We start from the raw sequence: 17,011 nt of genomic DNA, 5'->3' as shown, positions 1-17,011 counted from the left end.
TGTCCTACTTGTCCCTGTAATTGGCCGACCAGGTGACGGAATAGATTTTCCACAGCCCGTCGCGCTTGACCATCTGCCAGGCCTCGACGCCGTGGTTCTGCACCACGCCGTCGAACAGGAACTCGTAATCGAACATCACCCAGGCTAGATCGCCGTCCTGGGTGATCTTCAAGTCGTAAAACTTTTCTTCGACCTGCCGCTTCTCTGTTTTGACGAATTGGACAAAATCGTTGTAGCCGCCGGCGCGCACGCCGTCGAAGTTCGGATCGACCTCCTTGCGGATTCGGGACACTTGCTTGTCGGTCGCCGGCGAGGCGAAAAGGATGTTCGAGTTAAGCATCAACGATGACAGCTTGCGCGCATCCTTCGCCTTGAGCGCCGCCTGGAAGTCGGCGGCCACCGCCGCGATGGCTGCTGCGTCCTCCGGCGTCGCCACCGGCTTGGGCGGCGCCGCCTGCGCGCTGCCCGCGCCAATCAACACCATCAACACTGCCGCGCGAACAAATCGATACATTGGGAATCCTTTAAAGATGAGACGTCGATAGTATGGGAATATGGCAAAAACATCAACATAGCCGCCCGACCTGGAACCAAGCCATCGTCTAGATTTAACGATGCTAAAATAGATGCGGCTCAACATCACGATTGATTCAGGAGCGCCATGAGAACCACTGTCACGATTGACGACGAGCTTTACAAGCGGGCTCTGGAGGTCGCGGACCCAGCCATGGACAAGGCAGATCTGTTTCGCGAGGCCATAAAAACCTTTGTGCGGGTCCAAGCCGCCAAGCGATTGGCGGCTTTAGGCGGCGCCGCCCCAGACATGGCCGACGTGCCCCGCCGCCCAGCCGAGCCGACCTGATGAGTGCCGTGCTTGTCGATACTTCGGTATGGGTCGACCACTTCCGGCGCCGTAACGCCGCGTTGGATATCCTGCTGCGCCAAGACGGCGTTCATTGAACGCGAAACGCTATACGGCTTAGGATGCGGGCTGGTTGACTTGGTTTTATTGGCATCCACCCTGCTCACCCCTGCCGCCAGGCTGTGGACACTCGACCAGCGACTTGGCAAACTAGCCGCGCGTTTTCACGTGGCGCATCAATTCCCTTGACAGCCATGCAGGCGATCTCGTACATTAAGGCCTATGACTTCGCATCTGCACCTATCCGCTTTCCTGCTGCCGTCTGCTGGCCTATCGCTAGCAGCGCGCCTACTAGCACGCGCTTAATCCGCGTTCCAGCCGCGTTTTCAACGCACCCCGTGCCGGCCACAAGCCGCACCCGTCTTCAAAACCCAGGAAAGTCCGCACCGATGCTCACCACGGCCACCCATGCTCCATCCCGCACCTGCGATTCGATCGCGCTGCTGGCTGACGCGCGTGCGTTTGGCCCGGCACTGCTACTGCTAAAACTACCGATCGGTTGCCTGGCCTAGCGTTCCGTGGCCGCCCGGCAGCCTTTCGCCACACGCAGCGCCAGCACCCGCCGGCATCCCAGCACTTCCCAATTTAAAAGACCCAGGAGCACCCCATGATGTTGCAGAACCCAGCAGCGAAGTACCGCGCCTTCCCACCAGTTCAATTGTCCGATCGCCAGTGGCCCAACAACATCATCTCCAAGCCGCCGATCTGGATGAGCACCGATCTGCGCGACGGCAACCAGGCGCTGATCGAGCCGATGAGCCCCGAGAAAAAACTGCGCTTCTTCGAATTGCTGGTCAAGATCGGCCTTAAGGAAATCGAAGTGGGCTTCCCTTCGGCTTCGCAGACGGATTTCGACTTCGTGCGCAAACTGGTCGAGGAAAACCGCATTCCGGACGACGTCACCATCATCGTGCTGACGCAGTCGCGCGATGAACTGATCCGCCGCACGGTGGAAGCGGCGGCCGGCGCCAAGCGCGCCATCGTCCACCTGTATAACTCGGTCGCGCCGGTGTTCCGCAAGGTCGTCTTCGGCATGTCGCGCGAAGAGATCACCAACATCGCCACCACCGGCACCACCCTGGTCAAAGAGCTGATCAAGCAGCACCCGCAAACCGACTGGGGCTTCGAGTACACGCCGGAGTCGTTCTCCACCACCGAACTCGATTTCTCCAAGCATATTTGCGACGCCGTCACCGCGATCTGGGAGCCGACGCCGAACAAGAAGATGATCATCAACCTGCCGTCGACGGTCGAATGCAGCACGCCGAACGTCTACGCCGACCAGATCGAATGGATGTCGCGCAAGCTGGCGCGCCGCGATTCGCTGCTCATCAGCGTCCACCCGCACAATGATCGCGGCACCGCCGTCGCCTCCGCCGAGATGGCCGTGATGGCCGGCGCCGACCGCGTCGAGGGCTGCCTGTTCGGCAACGGCGAACGCACCGGCAATGTCGACCTGGTCACCCTGGCCTTGAACCTCTACACCCAGGGCGTGCATCCTGGCCTGGACTTCTCCGACATCGACGAAGTGCGCAAGTGCGTCGAAGAGTGCAACCAGTTGCCGGTGCATCCGCGCCACCCGTACGTCGGTGACTTGGTGTTCACCGCCTTCTCCGGCTCGCACCAGGACGCGATCAAAAAGGGCTTCGCGCAGCAGAAGGAAGGCGCGATCTGGGAGATTCCGTACTTGCCTATCGATCCGGCCGACCTGGGTCGCAGCTACGACGCCGTCATCCGCGTCAACAGCCAGTCCGGCAAAGGCGGCATGGCCTACTTGCTGGAGCAGGACTACGGCCTGGTGCTGCCGCGCCGCCTGCAGATTGAGTTCAGCCGCGCGGTGCAGGCGGTGGCCGACGCCACGGGCCTGGAAATCACCGCCGATGGCATCTACGACATCTTCAACAAGGAGTACTTCGAGCAGAACTCGCCGTACGCCTACAACTCGCACAAGATGGTGGAAGACACCAGCAGCGACGAGCCGGTGCAGATCGACATCAACCTGACCCACCGCCAGGCGCCGATGGCGCTGCAAGGCGGCGGCAATGGCCCGATCGACGCCTTCGTCGACGCGCTCGGCCTGGACATCAAACTGATGGACTACCACGAGCACTCGATCGGCTCGGGCGCCAACGCCAAGGCGGCCTGCTATGTGGAACTGCGCCTGGCCAACGGCCCGACCCTGTTCGGCGCGGCCACCGACAGCAACATCCTGACCGCCTCGTTCAAGGCGGTGCTCAGCGCGGTCAACCGCCAGCTGAACACTATCGAAGCGGCGCAAGCCAAAGGCGCGGTAACGGCCTAAGCTTTTTTAATGTGGCGCCGGCGGGAACAACGCGTTTCCGCCGGCCGCCCACAGCATCACGCCCATCACCAGCGCTGCGCCCAGCAGCCATCCCCACACCCTGCCCGCGCGCACGGGTGAAAACGCGAACACGAACAAGCCCGCATGCACCACGAAGCCCAGCATGGTGCCGAGCACCACGCCGTCGGCCAGGGTCAGGCCGGACAGCATCGGCAGGCCGAACGCCGTCAGCGCGCCGAATAGCGACGCCACCACGTAGCCGCCGACGGTCGCCGCCAGCAAGCGCGATACCACCATCCAGCGATATCGCCCGGTCACGGCGCCCTTGCGTTTTGCAGTCATGTTTTGCGTCCCTTGCGGTGGACCTTGAGCGCCGCCGTCGCCAGCAGCACGCCGAAACCGATGGCGGTCAGCTCGACGCCGGCGCTTTGCCAATCGGCTGCGGCGATATAGCTTCCAACGTGGCGCCCGGTCGTCAGCGCGTTCAGCACAGGCAGGCCGGCGCACAGCAAGGCGCCCAGCGCCAGCTGCTCGATCCACGCCGACGCGCGCGGACGCAGGGCCGCGTGCAGCAGCGTCGCCAGCCACACCATGAAGAAGGCGCCGATCTCCCAGCCGGAGCGCGCCGACAGATCCGCCGGCATCAGCCGGTTGGCGTAAAAATAGCCGATGCAGGCCAGCATCGCGCCGCTGATTGAGGCGGTATTGATAGCGTCGATGCAGCGGTAGACGCCAGCCGTCGCGGAACCGAACTCGGCGCCGCTCTTCTGACGCCGCTTGATCAGATACAGGATGGTTCCCGTCGCCATCAGCGCCGTGCCTGCCAGGCCGCTCATGAAATACAGCCAGCGCATGGTCCAGCCGCCGAAGCGGGCGTAATGCAGATGTTCCATCACGCGATGCGTGGCTTGTCCCACCGATTCCTCCACCGGGTCTGGTTTCTTCAGTTGCAGCACCGCGCCGCTGACGCCATCGAACAGGACGACGCCAGGCTGGTTCAGGACGCGGCCAGTATCGCCGTCGTCCATCGCGCGGCCGAACACCCTGACCGCCATGCTGGCGTCGCCGGGCCGTTCGATCACCAGCATGCGCACCTCTCCGCCCAGCAGCGCCCGCGCCTTTGCCAGCAAGGGCGCTATTTGCGGCAACGGCGCCGGCGTGCCCGTCATCTTGCGGCGCGGCGCCGGCGCTTCCGCCGCCAGATCGTGCTCCATCCGTTCGTACGCCTGCTCGTCGCTGCCGTAGGCCGCGCGCAGCGGCAGCGGAATAAAGCTCGAATAAAAAATCGCCAGCCCGGTGAGCGTGATCATGAACAGGAACGGCAAGGTCAATACGCCAAACAGATTGTGCGCGTCGAGCCAGGAGCGCTGCCCTTTGCCGGGTCGAAAAGTAAAGAAGTCGCTGAAGATGCGCTTGTGGACGATCACGCCCGACACCAATGCCACCAGCATTCCCATCGACAGCACGCCGACGATCCAGAACCCGGTCAGGCCGGCCTGCAGCGAATAGTGAAAGGTCATGAAGAACCGGCCGCCCTGCGTCTCACGCCCCCACGGCGCGGGCAGCACCGCACCGCTGGCGGGGTCGATGGCCTGCTGCCGCTCGCCGCTTTTGTCGCGCCAGAACAGCCGCAGCGCCTCGTCCGGACGCGCGGGCAGCTCGACGCGCCAGAAGCGGGCCTTGGGCGCCTGCACCGCCAGATAGCCAAGCGCTTGTTGGACCGACGCCCCTGCGGAAATCGGCTGCGCGGGCGCGGCGACCTGCGGCGCGGCCTGCATCCAGCGCGTGATCGGCTCGCGGAACACGCTCAGCGTCCCGGTCAGGAAGATGGCGCACAGCAGCCAGCCCGTTATCAGGCCACCCCACGTGTGCAGCCATCCCATCGAAAGACGCCAACTATCCCTCATACCGCCACCGCGCCGCGATTACAGGGAGCCGCGCAGCATCAGGCCGACGCTGCGCGGTTCGCCGTAGTAGTTACCGCGCGTCAGAGAGCCCAGCATCGAATAGTAGCGGCGGTCGAACAGGTTGTTGAGGTTCAGCTGCGCCGTCCATTTGTCGTTGATGCGGTAGGCCGCGTTCATATCCCAGACTGCGCGGCCGCCCTCGCCCATCGTCACGGCGGTATTGTCCGACGCCGGGAAAGCATAGCCGCTTTGCGCGGAGACCGCGCCGCCCACGGTCACCGCCTTGAACTGGCCCGGCAAGCGGTAGCTGGTGGACGCGCGCAGCAAATGGTGCGGGGTCTCGGAACTGATGCTGGCGCCCGCGTCATCGCGGCTGGTGACATGGGTGTAGCCGGCCGATACCTGCCAGCCCGGCGCCAGCTCGCCGCTCGCCTCCAGCTCCACGCCCTTGCTGCGCAGGGTGCTGCCGTTGCGATAGCAATCGCTGGTCGACAGCGAGCCGGGACACAGGCCCAGGTTGGCCTCGTCGAGCACCGCCAGATCGTCCTTGCGGATCTTGAACACCGCCAGCGACAGGTTCAAACGGCCGTCATACAGCTCGCCCTTGATCCCAGCCTCGTAGTTGGCGCCCACGGCGGGCTTCAACGGCGCGCCGTCCGCGCTCAGAAAGGTACTCTGCACCTGGAAGGTGTCGGCATAGCTGGTGTAGAGCGACCATTGCGCGTTCAAGTCGTACACCAGACCCGCGTACGGCGTGAACTCGTGGTCCTGCCGATAATCGGCCAGCTTGGCGCCGGTCAGGCGGTTGACCTGCAAATAATCCTGCCAGCTCACGCGCCCGCCCAGCAGCAGGTGCAGTGGTTCCGCCAGTTCAAGCCGCGCGCTGGCGTAGACGCCGTAGCGCTGGTCCCGCGTATCGGCATCGACCGTCCATGCCGGGCGCGCCGGCTCGGCCACGGCCGCGTGGTTGACGTTGAAGATATTGACCGGGATATTGGTCCGGATGTCGGCGGTCTTGTTGTTCTGCTCCTGCTTGGACCAGTTGGCGCCCACCGCCACCTGGTGCCGGCCACCCAGCGCGCTAAAACTGCCGTTCACGCTGGCGTCCACGCCGTAGCTGGACACGTCCAGATTCTTGAAATACAGGTCGTAGAGCGTGGCGCCACGCAGGGTGGCGCGGTTGACGGCGCCGCGCGTGATGCCGACCTTCTGCTCAAAACCACCGTCGTTGTAGTTGGCGGCCAGGCGTGCCTTCCAGCCGGCGCCAAAGCGGTGTTCGACCTCCGCGAAGACGTCGTTGAAGGTCGCGTCATGCTGGTTCCAGTCCTGCGCCATCGACGTCGATCGACGCACATCGAGCGCGCCGCCGTCGCTGTAGCGCGATAGCCCGAAGACGGTGTACCCGTCGATGGTGTTTTCCTGCCGGCGCGCACCAACGGTCAAGGTGGTGTCGCGTCCCAGATCGGCCTCGATCACGCCATACAGCAAGGGCTCGCGCGACCGCGTCACATCCTGGAAGGTGTGCTTGTCCTGATACGCCACCACCACCCTGCCGCGCAAGGTGCCATCGGCGCTGAGAGGCGCGCCGGCATCGACTTCGGTGCGGTAGTTGTCCCACGAGCCGGCGCTCAGGTTGACATCGACATGCGCCTCCTTGCGCGGACGCTTGCGCACCAAATTCACGGCGCCGCTTGGATCGCCGGCGCCGACAATCAGGCCGGCGGCGCCGCGCAGCACCTCCACGCGGTCGTAGATCGCCATATCGGTCGGCATCCACCCGGTGGGATCGAACACCGTGCCGGCCACGCCGTCGACCAGGTAGGTGTCCATCGCAAAGCCACGGATGGTGAAGGTGTGAGATCCAAAATTGCGTTGCGAGCGGGTGGCGCCGGTGGCCTGCGCCATCACCTCGTCCAGGGTCACCAGGTTTTTATCGTCCATGAACTGGCGCGTGATCACGCTGACCGATTGCGGCGTATCGCGGATCGACTGTTCCATTTTGCCGATGGTGGTCGCGCGGCCCGTATAGGAGCCGGAGTTTTCGGTGGTCGCGCCCTGCGTCTGCGCCACCACATGCACCATCGGCAGCGCGGCGGCGTTTTCGACCTGCGCCGCAGAAGGTCCAGACACGGCGATCACGTAGCCGCCGTTGGACTGGCGCGTGGCGGCCAGTCCGGTCCCTTTCAACAGCGCCGCCAGCCCTGACGAAGGCGTATGGACGCCGCTCAGGCCCGGGCTTTGCATGTCCTGGGTGGCCTGGGTCGAGAACGACAGCATGATGCCGTCCTCGCGGCCGAAGCGGTTCAAGGTGCCGGCCAACGGGCCGGCCGGGATGGTGAAGTTGCGCAGGCTGTCGGCTTCCTGGGCATGCGCTGCGGCGGCGATCATGGCCAACGGCGCGGCGGCGATCGCGCCGACCGGGAACGCATGCAGCGCGTGGCCGATGGCGCAAGCGATGGCGCGGCGCTTGGTTTTCTCGATTAAAGAGGGTGAATTCTGGTGCATATCTGGATTCCTGGATGGCTAGGATAAAAAGGCTTCTTATCCCCATTGCCCCGCGAGAAACCAAAACAGCTCAACTAATGTGATTTATTTTTTGAGGCCGACCGTGACCCAGTAGCGGGTGTAGCGCTCAACCTTCACCGGCAGCGTGGTTTGCAGGATGTCGAGCACTTTGTCGCTGTCCGCCAGCGGGTAGGTTCCGCTGACCGACAGGTGCGCGGCAGATGGCGCGCAGCGCAAATTCCCGGGACGATAGCGGTTCAACGCGGCCAGAAATTCGGGCAGCGGCATGTCCTGCGCCACCAGCATGCCTTCGATCCAGGCCGTGACGGCATCGTCCACCGCCTGCACGGGGCCGACGGCGGAACGCGTGAAGCCGGCCTGCCGGCCAGCGTCCAGCCTGACGGCGGTGACGGCGCCACCGGCCGCCGGGCGGATCTCCACGGCGCCGTCCAACACGGAGACCACGCTACGGCCGTCCAGCCGGCGCACCTGGAAGTGGGTTCCGAGCGCGAGCGCCGAGCCTTCTGCCGTGTCGACCGAAAAGGGACGCGCCGCAGCACCCTCGTACACGGGTTCGTGCGCGGTGGTAACCAGAATTTCCCCGCGCAGCAGCTGCAGCTTGCGCGCGCTGCCGGTGTAACGAATATTAAGCGCGGTATCGGCGTTCATGCGCACCCGCGTGCCGTCGTCGAGCATCAGCACCGAGCGCTCGCCGACACGGGTGCGATGGTCGGCCGACCATTCCCGCCATGGCGTCTGCTCCTCCGCCATCCAGGCGGCGGCGCCCACGCCCATCAGAAGCGCCAGCGTTTTGAGCGTTTTGCGCCGCTCCGAACGGGCGCCGTTCAGGGTGGCGTGCGCGATGTCGGGATTCAGGCTCTGGAGCTTGTCGCCGAACGCCTCCACGCGCGCCCACGCCCGCGCGTGCGCGGGATCGGCGTCGCGCCACAGGCGCCAGCGCAGGCGCAGGTCATCGTCGGCAGGCTCCGATTGCAGCTCCACCAGCCAGTCCACGGCCTGGGCGCGCACTTCGGAGGAAATCGGGGGTGTCGTCATGTCAGTCGGCGAAACAGCAGTGCAGCATGGCCTTGGCGATGTGGCGCTTGACAGTGGCCAGCGAGATGCCCAGCCGTTCGGCGATATCGGCCTGCCCCATGCCATCGAGCTGCGACAGCAGAAACGCCTCGCGCACCAGCGGCGGCAGGCTGTCTAGCAAAGCGTCGATTTCAACCAGGGTCTCGAGCATGATCGCGCGGGTCTCGGGCGACATCGCGTGCTGCTCCGGCCAGGCGGTCAGCGCCCGCTCGTACGCCAGCTCGATGTCCCGGCGCCGGTATAAATTGGCCACCATGCCCTGCGCGATCGTGGTGAGCATCGCGCGCGGCTCGCGGATCGCCATCTCCCTGGCCAACACCCGCAGAAAGGTATCCTGCGCGATATCCGCCGCATCCGAAGCATTGCCCAGCCTTTTGCGCAGCCAGCACTCAAGCCAGCCGTGATGGGCGTCATAGATCGATTTGACCTGTTCGGAGTGGATGGATGCGGCCAACATTAGACATAATGAATGAGAATTATTCTCAATAATAGCCTAACTTTCATCCTGCACGCAAGAATACATCGCTGGCGTTGACGGTTTTATGTCGTAAGCTGCGCTTACAGCTGGATATCCATCAGTACATCGTCGTACGGCACGCCGTCGACGATCAGGGCGCAATGCTCGCGTCCATAGACCTTGAAGCCGATCGATTCGTACAACGTGATCGCCGCCGCGTTACCGACAGTGACGGCCAGGGTGACCTTGGTCACGCCCTCCAGCGTCGAGATGAACTCCATCGCGTGTTCCATCAGCTGGCGGCCCACGCCGGTGCCGCGATAGGCGACATCGACCTGCATGCCACGGATGTAGGCTTTGTGACGCAGCTTGATCTGCGATTCGCGGCCGACACCGACCATGCCGACCAGGCGGTCGCCGTCGAAGGCGCCAAAACGGTTGCGGCCAGCCTCGGATTCGAAGTAAGCCTCGGTCACGGGGATCGGCGTATTGCACTCCTCTTCGTAGCTGGAGGTAAAAGCAGTTGGGGTTTCACGAAGGCCGGAAAGGCGCAATGACTGGAAAGCTGCGGCGTCTGCGGGAGTTAATCGGCGTATGAGGATAGGCATAATAGAGAAAGATAAAAAAGTGGAATCGAACGATGCATAAATTATCATTTACCTCACTACCAATAGCAAGCGAATAGGGGCGCACGGATGAAACTTAACCCGCTTATGGTAATTAAGATCGTTCGTATGACATTTATGACAGGCTTTATCCCTCAGGCTTGCCGCGCCAGCCGGATGCCGGTGAACTGCCAGCGGGCGCCGGCCGGGAAAAAATTGCGGTAGCTGGCGCGCGCGTGCCCGGCTGGCGTGGCGCACGACGAACCGCGCAGCACATACTGGTTCAGCATGAATTTGCCGTTGTATTCACCCAGCGCGCCGGGCGCGGTCTGGTAGCCCGGATACGGCGAGTAGCTGCTGCTGGTCCACTGCCAGCAATGTCCGAACATCTGCAGAAGTCCCTCATCGAAGGCGGCAGCGGCGGCGGCCGGATGCAGTTCGCCGGTGTCGATCGGCGCCCGCTCGGCGGCGAGCTCCCACTCCGCCTCGGTGGGCAGGCGGGCCCCGGCCCAATGGGCGTAGGCGTCAGCCTCGAACAGTGAAAGATGGGTCACCGGCAGGTTCGGGTCCAGCGCATGGTCGCCGCGCAGCGTGAATTCCCGCCAGTTGCCGTTGTCGTCCTGCTGCCAGTAGATCGGGCACTTCAAATTCTGGCTGCGCACCCAGTCCCAGCCCTCGGCCAGCCACAGCGCCGCGTTGAAGTAGCCGCCGGCGGCGATGAACGCCAGGTACTCGCCATTGGTCACCAGGCGGGACGCGAGCTGGAATGGCGCCACATATTGCTTATGGCGGGGCTGCTCGTTATCGAAGCAAAAGTCCTCGCCGTCGTAGCCGATCTCGGTCAGGCCGCCGTCGAAGTCCACCCACGACAATTGCGGCGCAACCAGCGCCGCAGGCGCGGGCGCCTCCATATACGCGGGCAGCAAGGCGCTTTGGGCCAGCAGGTGCTTGACGTCGGTGAGCATCAGTTCCTGGTGCTGCTGCTCGTGCTCCAACCCCAGCGTGATCAGCATCTCGAGCTGACCCCGTTGCGATGCATCGAGTTCGGACGCCAACAACCGCGCCACGCGCGCGTCGACATCGGCCCGGTAGGCGCGCACCTGCGCCATGGCCGGCCGCGTCAACAGGCCGCGCTGGGCGCGCGGATGCTTTTCGCCGACGCCGTTGTAATAAGAGTTGAACAGCACCCGGAACGCCGGATGGAAAGGCTGGAAGCCGGCCTCCATGCGCTCGAGGATAAAAGTCTCGAAAAACCACGTGGTGTGCGCCAGATGCCACTTGATCGGGCTGGCGTCCGGCATCGACTGCGCGCCGCAATCCTCGTCGGTCAGTGGCTCGGCCAGCAGCAGCGAGCGCTGACGCACGGTGTCAAAGCGGGCGCCGAGTGGGGCGAACCGTGGCTGCTGCGGCAAACGCATGTCCATATCGTGTCTCTTCCTGTCAGTCGCGGATGACGCGGGCGTGGATGACGGCGAACCAGCCCGCCGGATCGGTCCAGACGCGGGTGGTGGCGAACCCGGATTGCTCGAGCAAGCCGACGAAGGACTGCCGCGTGTATTTATAACTGTCTTCGGTGTGTATGCGCTCGCCCTGGGCGAAGCGGCGCTCGCCACCGTGCCAATGCACCGTCAACGCGCTGCGCGCCTCCAGGTGCATCTCGATGCGGCTCTCCTCCGGATTGAAGAAAGCGAGGTGCCGCCACTGGCGCACGTCGAAATCGGCGCCGATCAAATGATTCACGTGCCGCAGCATGTTCAGGTTGAAGGCCGCCGTGACGCCGATCGCGTCATCGTAGGCCGCGTCCAGCACCGCGCTGTCCTTGATCAGGTCCACGCCGATCAGCAGGCCGCCGTCGTCGCCCGCGTTGGCGTGCAGGCCGCGCAGGAAAGTCTTGGCCTGTTCCGGCGAAAAATTACCGATCGACGAACCAGGATAGAAAAACAGGCGGCGCCGATGGCGCACGCTGTCCGGCAACGAGAAGCCGCTGGAAAAATCGAGTCCCAGAGGCGTCATGTCGATGTGCGGGAAGCGCTGTTGCAAGCGCGAGACCGCATCGAGCAGGAAATCGCGCGAGATATCGACCGGCACATACTGCGCCGGTTGCAGCAGCGGGAACAGGCCGGCCGCCTTGGCGCAATTGCCGGCGCCCAGATCGATGAGCGAGGTGCCGATGCCGATATCGCGCGCCATGTCGGCGCCGTGCGCGGCGAAGATGCCGGCCTCGGTGCGCGTCGGGTAGTACTCCGGCAGCTCGCAAATCGCCTCGAACAGCTTGGAGCCCAGGCCGTCGTACAGGTATTTGGGCGAGGTATTCGCGTCGGGAGCCAGCAGACCGGCGCTGATTTCGGCGATGACCGCATCGCTGCCGTGAGGGCGGGACTTTTGCATGGTGACTCTGCCTTTAACTGAAGGTGAGTGTCCCGCCAGTGGTCTCCCCTGCCGTAGACAAACTTTTTGTTATGATAGCTGAATATCCATTGTGAAGTGCCGCGTGGCCGATGACCGTGCGGCTTTTCACTTTCGGCCGAGTTAACAGCTCATTGAAGTAATAAATAGAAACATAAATTCTTTACATAGGGCACCGACAATGAAATTTTCCCCGATGAACACGCTCAAATCCCTGCTGGCCGCCGGCCTGCTGCTGGCCGCTGCACATTCCCAGGCGCAATCCGCCGACCGCGTGTTGCGCGTGTCCGCCATCCCCGACGAAGCGCCGACGGAGTTGCAGCGCAAGTTCAAGCCGCTGGGCGAGTACCTGGAGAAGAAGACCGGCATGAAGGTCGAATTCACCCCGGTCACCGATTACGCGGCGTCGGTCGAAGCGCTGATCAACAAAAAAGTGGACATGGTCTGGTTCGGCGGCTTCACCTTCGTGCAGGCCAAGGACCGCAGCAAGAACCAGGTCACGCCGCTGGTGCAGCGCGCGGAGGACGAGAAATTCCGCTCGGTGTTCATCACCACCAATAAGGACATCAACAAGCTGGAAGACCTGAAAGGCCGCACCCTGAGCTTCGGTTCCGAGTCGTCAACCTCCGGCCACCTGATGCCGCGCTCCTACCTGCTGGCCGCGAAAATCGATCCGGACAGCGATCTGAAACGCATCGCCTTCTCCGGCGCGCATGACGCCACCGTCGCCGCTGTCGCCGGCGGCAAGGTCGATGCCGGCGCGCTGAATATCTCGGTATGGGAAAAACTGGTCGCCGAGAAGAAGGTCGATCCAGCCGTGGTGCGCGTGTTCTACACCACCCCCGGCTACTTCGACTACAACTGGAGCGTGCGCACCGACATGAGCGCGGACCTGAAGAAGAAGATCACCGACGCCTTCCTGGCCCTCGATCCGAAGAACCCGCAGGACAAGATCATCATGGATCTGCAGCGCGCGTCGAAGTTCATCCCGACCAAGGCCGAGAACTACACCGCGATCGAAGCCGCGGCCCAAAACGCCGGCCTGCTGAAGAAGTAAGGTTTAAAAGTATTCCATGCCGACTTACGAATTGCGGAACCTGACGGTGCGCCACCCCGGCACATCGGCATCGGCTTCCGCTGCGGCTCCGGCCCTGCAAGCGATCTCACTGACGGTACGACAGGGCGAGCAACTGGCGCTGATCGGCCCTTCCGGCGCCGGCAAGACCACGTTGCTGGCGACCCTGGCGTGCGCCCAGCGGCCGGCCGAAGGCGTATTCAAAGCCTTTGGCGCCGATCCGTGGGCGCTGGGCGAAGGCGCGCGACACCGCCTGCGCGCGCAGTTGTTCCTGGCGCCGCAAACGCCGCCGCTGCCGCCGCGCCAACGCGTGGTGACAGCGGTGCTGGCCGCGCGCCTGCCGCAATGGAGCGTGTGGCGCGCGCTCGCCTCACTCTTCAAACCCGCCGACCCGCAAGCCGCGTGGCAGGCGCTGTCGCGCTTCAACCTGGGCGACAAACTGTATTCGCGCGTCGACAGGCTGTCCGGCGGCGAGCGTCAGCGCTGCGGCCTGGCGCGCCTGCTGCTGTCGCCGGCCAAGGCCCTGCTGGTGGACGAGCCCTTGTCCGCGCTCGATCCGGCGCTGTCCGAACTGACCCTGGCCACCTTGCGCGCGGAAGCCGCCGCGCGTGACGCCACCCTGATTTGCAGCCTGCACCAGGTCGAGCTGGCGCTGCGCCACTTCCCGCGCATCGTCGCGCTGCGCAACGGCCGCATCGAATTCGACCTGCCGCGCGAGCAGGTCACGCAACAGATGATCGACGCACTGTACCAGGGCGAGCAAACCGCCAGCGCCCCGCCGCCGGACCACGACGCGCTGGCCGTCAAACTGGGCATCGGCGCTTGTCTGTAATGGCTGTTTTTCCACACAATTTTCCACCCAATCTGCACGCCGATCCGGCATGGCGCGGCCGGTTGATCGCCTGCGCGGCCGCCGTCATCGTCCTGTGGCCGATGCTGGTCGTCAGTGAATTCAAGCCGTGGATCCTGTGGGACTGGCAAAGCCTGTCGGCCACGGGGCGCTTCCTGGCGGACTTCCTGGTGCCCGCGCACGGCGCCGAATTCCTGCGAATGCTGCTGCGCGAAACCTGGCAGACCGTCGCCATCGCCACCGCCGGCTTGACCCTGGCGCTGCTGGGCGCCATCCCCGCCACCCTGATCATCAACGAAAAGCTGTCGGTTTCCGCGCTGGGCACCGGGCGCATGCGCCTTCCGGCCAGGCTGCTGCGCCAGGGCGTGCGCTGGCTGCTGGTGCTGTTGCGCAGCGTACCGGAACTGGTCTGGGCGCTGCTGTTCGTGCGCATCATCGGCCTCGGTCCGACCGCCGGCGTGCTGGCCATCGCCCTCACCTACTGCGGCATGCTGGGCAAGGTCTACGCCGAGATCCTGGAATCGACCGACTCCCACGCCACCGATACCTTGCTGGCCAACGGCAGCGGCAGACTGGGTGCCCTGTTGTACGGCGCGCTGCCGGAATCGGCGTCGGAACTGATGTCGTACACGGTCTACCGCTGGGAATGCGCGATACGCGGCTCGGTGGTGATGGGCTTTGTCGGCGCCGGCGGCCTCGGTCAGCGCATGGATGAATCGATGAAAATGCTGGCCGGCGCCGAGGTGTCCTCGATGCTGCTGGTGTTCGTGGCGCTGGTGGCGCTGGCGGACCTGTTCTCCAAGATCCTGCGGGGGCGGCTCGGATGAACGACGTCAAACCGCATACCGGCATGCCCCAACCGCCGGCCCGCGACTGGACCGTGCTGGCGCTGATGGCGCTGGTGTTGGTGCTGGTGGTGGCCAGCTTCGCCGCGCTGCCGCTGAAATGGCGCGAGTTCTTCACCGCCGACGCGGTCAACAGCGTGGTCGAACTGCTGGCCGGCTTCGCGCCGCCCAACCTGTCGGCGGGCTTCCTGACCAAGACCGCGTGGGCCACGATTGAAACCATGTCGATGTCGGCGCTGGGCACCTTGCTGGCGGTGGTCGCGGGGCTGGCATTGTCGCTGCCGGCGTCGGGCCGCTTCGGCCGCGCCCCGCGCGCAACGGTGCGCGCCGCGCTCAACGTGCTGCGCTCGATCCCGGAACTGGTGTGGGCCTCTATCCTGCTGATCGCCGCCGGCCTGGGACCGTTCGCCGGCACGCTGGCGCTGGCCGCGCACACCGCCGGCGTGCTGGGACGCCTGTTCGCCGACTCGCTGGAAAACGCCGCGCCACTGCCCGAGCAAAGCCTGCGCACCAACGGCGCCTCCGCCACCAGCGCCTTCCTTTACGCGACACTGCCGCAAACGCTGCCGCAAATGCTGTCCTATACCTTGTACCGCTGGGAGAACAATATCCGCGCCGCCGCCATCCTCGGCGTGGTGGGCGCCGGCGGTTTGGGGCAGATGCTCAAATATCACCTGTCGCTGTTCCAGATGCAGAAGGCCGCCACCGTCATCATCGCCATGCTGCTGCTGGTCGCACTGGTCGACGCCATCAGCTTCGCGATGCGCCGCGCGCTCACGCGCTAATCCGCCAATCCGCTTCTTACAGGAGCCCCGTCCCCATGCTCGAACTGCGCAACCTGTCCAAATCCTATGCCGGCGGCCGTCCGGTGCTGTCCAACCTCTCGTGGACCTTCAAGGCGGGCGAATTCGTCTCCATCATGGGCGACTCCGGCGTCGGCAAATCGACGCTGCTCAACCTGATCGCCGGCCTCGATACGCCGGATGTCGACCCGAACGCGGCGCCGGGCGACTCGCCCATCATCGTCGACGGCGTGCCGATGTCGGGGCTCGACGACGACGCCGCCACCAAATTGCGCCGCGCGCGCATGGGTTTCATCTTCCAGGCCTTCCACGTGCTGCCGCATCTGACCCTGCTGCAAAACGTCACGCTGCCGCTGCTGCTCAACGGCCTGCCGACCGCGCGTGCGGCGGAGATGCTCGACGCCGTCGGCCTGGGCGGGCGCGGCGACGATTTTCCGCACCAGCTCTCCGGCGGCGAAATGCAGCGGGTGGCGATCGCCCGCGCGCTGGTGCATCGTCCGGCCCTGGTGCTGGCCGACGAGCCGACCGGCAACCTCGATCCGGACACCGCCCACAGCATCCTCACCTTGTTACGGCGCGAAATCAAATCGACCGGCGCGTGCGCCATTATGGTGACCCATTCCCGAATTGCGGCCGAGATGACAGACAAAATCCTACAACTATCGAAAAGCTGCATACAAGAAACAACAAACGTCAACCCGTTTAAGCAATAAACAAGATAATTCATTTGTTAAAGCCAGCAATTTTCCCCGCAAAGTAGTATTATTTAAATTAACTTGCATGGTTATCAAGAATGTTGAGTCGCGCACCACATTCGAGTCAAGAATATGTGGGCGCTAGCCTTGCTGGGAAACGTCTTTTTTGACACGTTTGAGCAAAGGAGGAGCAAATCATGAACGTACGGCAAAAAAAGCTGGAACTGATCGAGGCCATGAATCGTGCTCGGGCACTGGAACCATCCAGCTTCGTCCCGAACAAGTTGCTTGATACCTTGATCGAAAAAATGAACTTAAAAAACGACGCGGAATTGTGCCGAGTTTTAGAAGTGCAACCTCCCATCATCAGCAAAATCCGACACCGCAAGTTGGCAGTTGGAGCCACGATTTTGCTGCGTATGCATGAAAAGTCAGAGATCAGCATACGGGAATTGAAAGATCTGTCGACCGCTTCAATGCATTGAGCAGCTCAGCTGATCTTGCCATGCCAGGCGCCGGTATGCGGTAACGGCGCCCCCTTAAT

17 protein-coding genes and 1 pseudogene are annotated in these 17,011 nt (G+C 63.8%); 9 read left to right on the top strand and 9 right to left on the bottom strand.

The window, feature by feature from the left end:
- Positions 1-4: 4 nt before the first annotated feature.
- Positions 5-514 (bottom strand): hypothetical protein, encoded by a 510-nt coding sequence (locus AC0IYS_RS11100; RefSeq protein WP_471705191.1) that lies wholly within the window; start codon positions 512-514, stop codon positions 5-7.
- A gap of 147 nt (positions 515-661) precedes the next feature.
- On the opposite strand from AC0IYS_RS11100, the gene AC0IYS_RS11095 reads away from it, so the two are divergent.
- The 3 genes and pseudogenes from AC0IYS_RS11095 (at position 662) to leuA (ending at position 3,224) form a co-directional block, all read left to right on the top strand.
- The gene (locus AC0IYS_RS11095) at positions 662-862 is read left to right on the top strand and encodes a type II toxin-antitoxin system VapB family antitoxin (protein WP_471705190.1); all 201 of its coding nucleotides are present in this window, start codon (positions 662-664) and stop codon (positions 860-862) included.
- A pseudogene (locus AC0IYS_RS11090) lies at positions 862-1,111 on the top strand (hypothetical protein). Before AC0IYS_RS11095 ends, AC0IYS_RS11090 begins: the two are co-directional and overlap by 1 nt.
- Before the next feature lie 418 nt (positions 1,112-1,529).
- Positions 1,530-3,224, top strand: a complete 1,695-nt coding sequence (leuA, locus tag AC0IYS_RS11085; protein ID WP_471705189.1) for a 2-isopropylmalate synthase — start codon at positions 1,530-1,532, stop codon at positions 3,222-3,224.
- 6 nt (positions 3,225-3,230) lie between these two features.
- On the opposite strand, the gene AC0IYS_RS11080 is transcribed toward leuA, so the two are convergent.
- From AC0IYS_RS11080 to egtD, 8 genes are all read right to left on the bottom strand, one after another.
- On the bottom strand, positions 3,231-3,566 hold the full coding sequence (locus AC0IYS_RS11080) for an iron transporter (protein ID WP_471705188.1): 336 nt from the start codon (positions 3,564-3,566) through the stop codon (positions 3,231-3,233).
- On the bottom strand, positions 3,563-5,107 hold the full coding sequence (locus tag AC0IYS_RS11075; protein WP_471705187.1) for a PepSY-associated TM helix domain-containing protein: 1,545 nt from the start codon (positions 5,105-5,107) through the stop codon (positions 3,563-3,565). Before AC0IYS_RS11075 ends, AC0IYS_RS11080 begins: the two co-directional genes overlap by 4 nt.
- Positions 5,108-5,149: 42 nt before the next feature.
- Complete coding sequence (locus tag AC0IYS_RS11070) at positions 5,150-7,636, bottom strand: TonB-dependent siderophore receptor (RefSeq protein WP_471705186.1); 2,487 nt, start codon at positions 7,634-7,636, stop codon at positions 5,150-5,152.
- Positions 7,637-7,720: 84 nt separating this feature from the next.
- A complete protein-coding gene (locus AC0IYS_RS11065; protein WP_471705185.1) occupies positions 7,721-8,692 on the bottom strand; it encodes a FecR domain-containing protein in 972 nt (323 codons plus the stop codon).
- A gap of 1 nt (position 8,693) precedes the next feature.
- On the bottom strand, positions 8,694-9,188 hold the full coding sequence (locus AC0IYS_RS11060) for a sigma-70 family RNA polymerase sigma factor (protein ID WP_471705184.1): 495 nt from the start codon (positions 9,186-9,188) through the stop codon (positions 8,694-8,696).
- Positions 9,189-9,289: 101 nt separating this feature from the next.
- Positions 9,290-9,796 (bottom strand): GNAT family N-acetyltransferase, encoded by a 507-nt coding sequence (locus AC0IYS_RS11055; RefSeq protein ID WP_471705183.1) that lies wholly within the window; start codon positions 9,794-9,796, stop codon positions 9,290-9,292.
- 152 nt (positions 9,797-9,948) lie between these two features.
- On the bottom strand, positions 9,949-11,217 hold the full coding sequence (gene egtB, locus AC0IYS_RS11050; RefSeq protein WP_471705182.1) for an ergothioneine biosynthesis protein EgtB: 1,269 nt from the start codon (positions 11,215-11,217) through the stop codon (positions 9,949-9,951).
- Between the two features lie 16 nt (positions 11,218-11,233).
- Positions 11,234-12,181, bottom strand: a complete 948-nt coding sequence (egtD, locus tag AC0IYS_RS11045; RefSeq protein WP_471705181.1) for an L-histidine N(alpha)-methyltransferase — start codon at positions 12,179-12,181, stop codon at positions 11,234-11,236.
- A gap of 199 nt (positions 12,182-12,380) precedes the next feature.
- On the opposite strand from egtD, the gene AC0IYS_RS11040 reads away from it, so the two are divergent.
- From AC0IYS_RS11040 to AC0IYS_RS11015, 6 genes are all read left to right on the top strand, one after another.
- Positions 12,381-13,256, top strand: a complete 876-nt coding sequence (locus AC0IYS_RS11040) for a putative selenate ABC transporter substrate-binding protein (protein WP_471705180.1) — start codon at positions 12,381-12,383, stop codon at positions 13,254-13,256.
- A gap of 16 nt (positions 13,257-13,272) precedes the next feature.
- Positions 13,273-14,106 (top strand): phosphonate ABC transporter ATP-binding protein, encoded by an 834-nt coding sequence (locus tag AC0IYS_RS11035; protein ID WP_471705179.1) that lies wholly within the window; start codon positions 13,273-13,275, stop codon positions 14,104-14,106.
- A complete protein-coding gene (locus AC0IYS_RS11030) occupies positions 14,106-14,951 on the top strand; it encodes a PhnE/PtxC family ABC transporter permease (protein WP_471705178.1) in 846 nt (281 codons plus the stop codon). Before AC0IYS_RS11035 ends, AC0IYS_RS11030 begins: the two co-directional genes overlap by 1 nt.
- On the top strand, positions 14,948-15,754 hold the full coding sequence (phnE, locus tag AC0IYS_RS11025; RefSeq protein ID WP_471705177.1) for a phosphonate ABC transporter, permease protein PhnE: 807 nt from the start codon (positions 14,948-14,950) through the stop codon (positions 15,752-15,754). Before AC0IYS_RS11030 ends, phnE begins: the two co-directional genes overlap by 4 nt.
- 35 nt (positions 15,755-15,789) lie before the next feature.
- A complete protein-coding gene (locus AC0IYS_RS11020; RefSeq protein WP_471705176.1) occupies positions 15,790-16,485 on the top strand; it encodes an ABC transporter ATP-binding protein in 696 nt (231 codons plus the stop codon).
- 179 nt (positions 16,486-16,664) lie between these two features.
- Positions 16,665-16,952 carry a hypothetical protein gene (locus AC0IYS_RS11015; protein ID WP_090320664.1) on the top strand — a complete coding sequence of 96 codons (288 nt, stop codon included), beginning with the start codon at positions 16,665-16,667 and terminating at the stop codon, positions 16,950-16,952.
- Positions 16,953-17,011 lie beyond the last annotated feature (59 nt).

It is taken from the genome of Duganella sp. AC237, from assembly GCF_979254035.1.
This window is presented reverse-complemented; position numbering and strand designations above follow the sequence as displayed.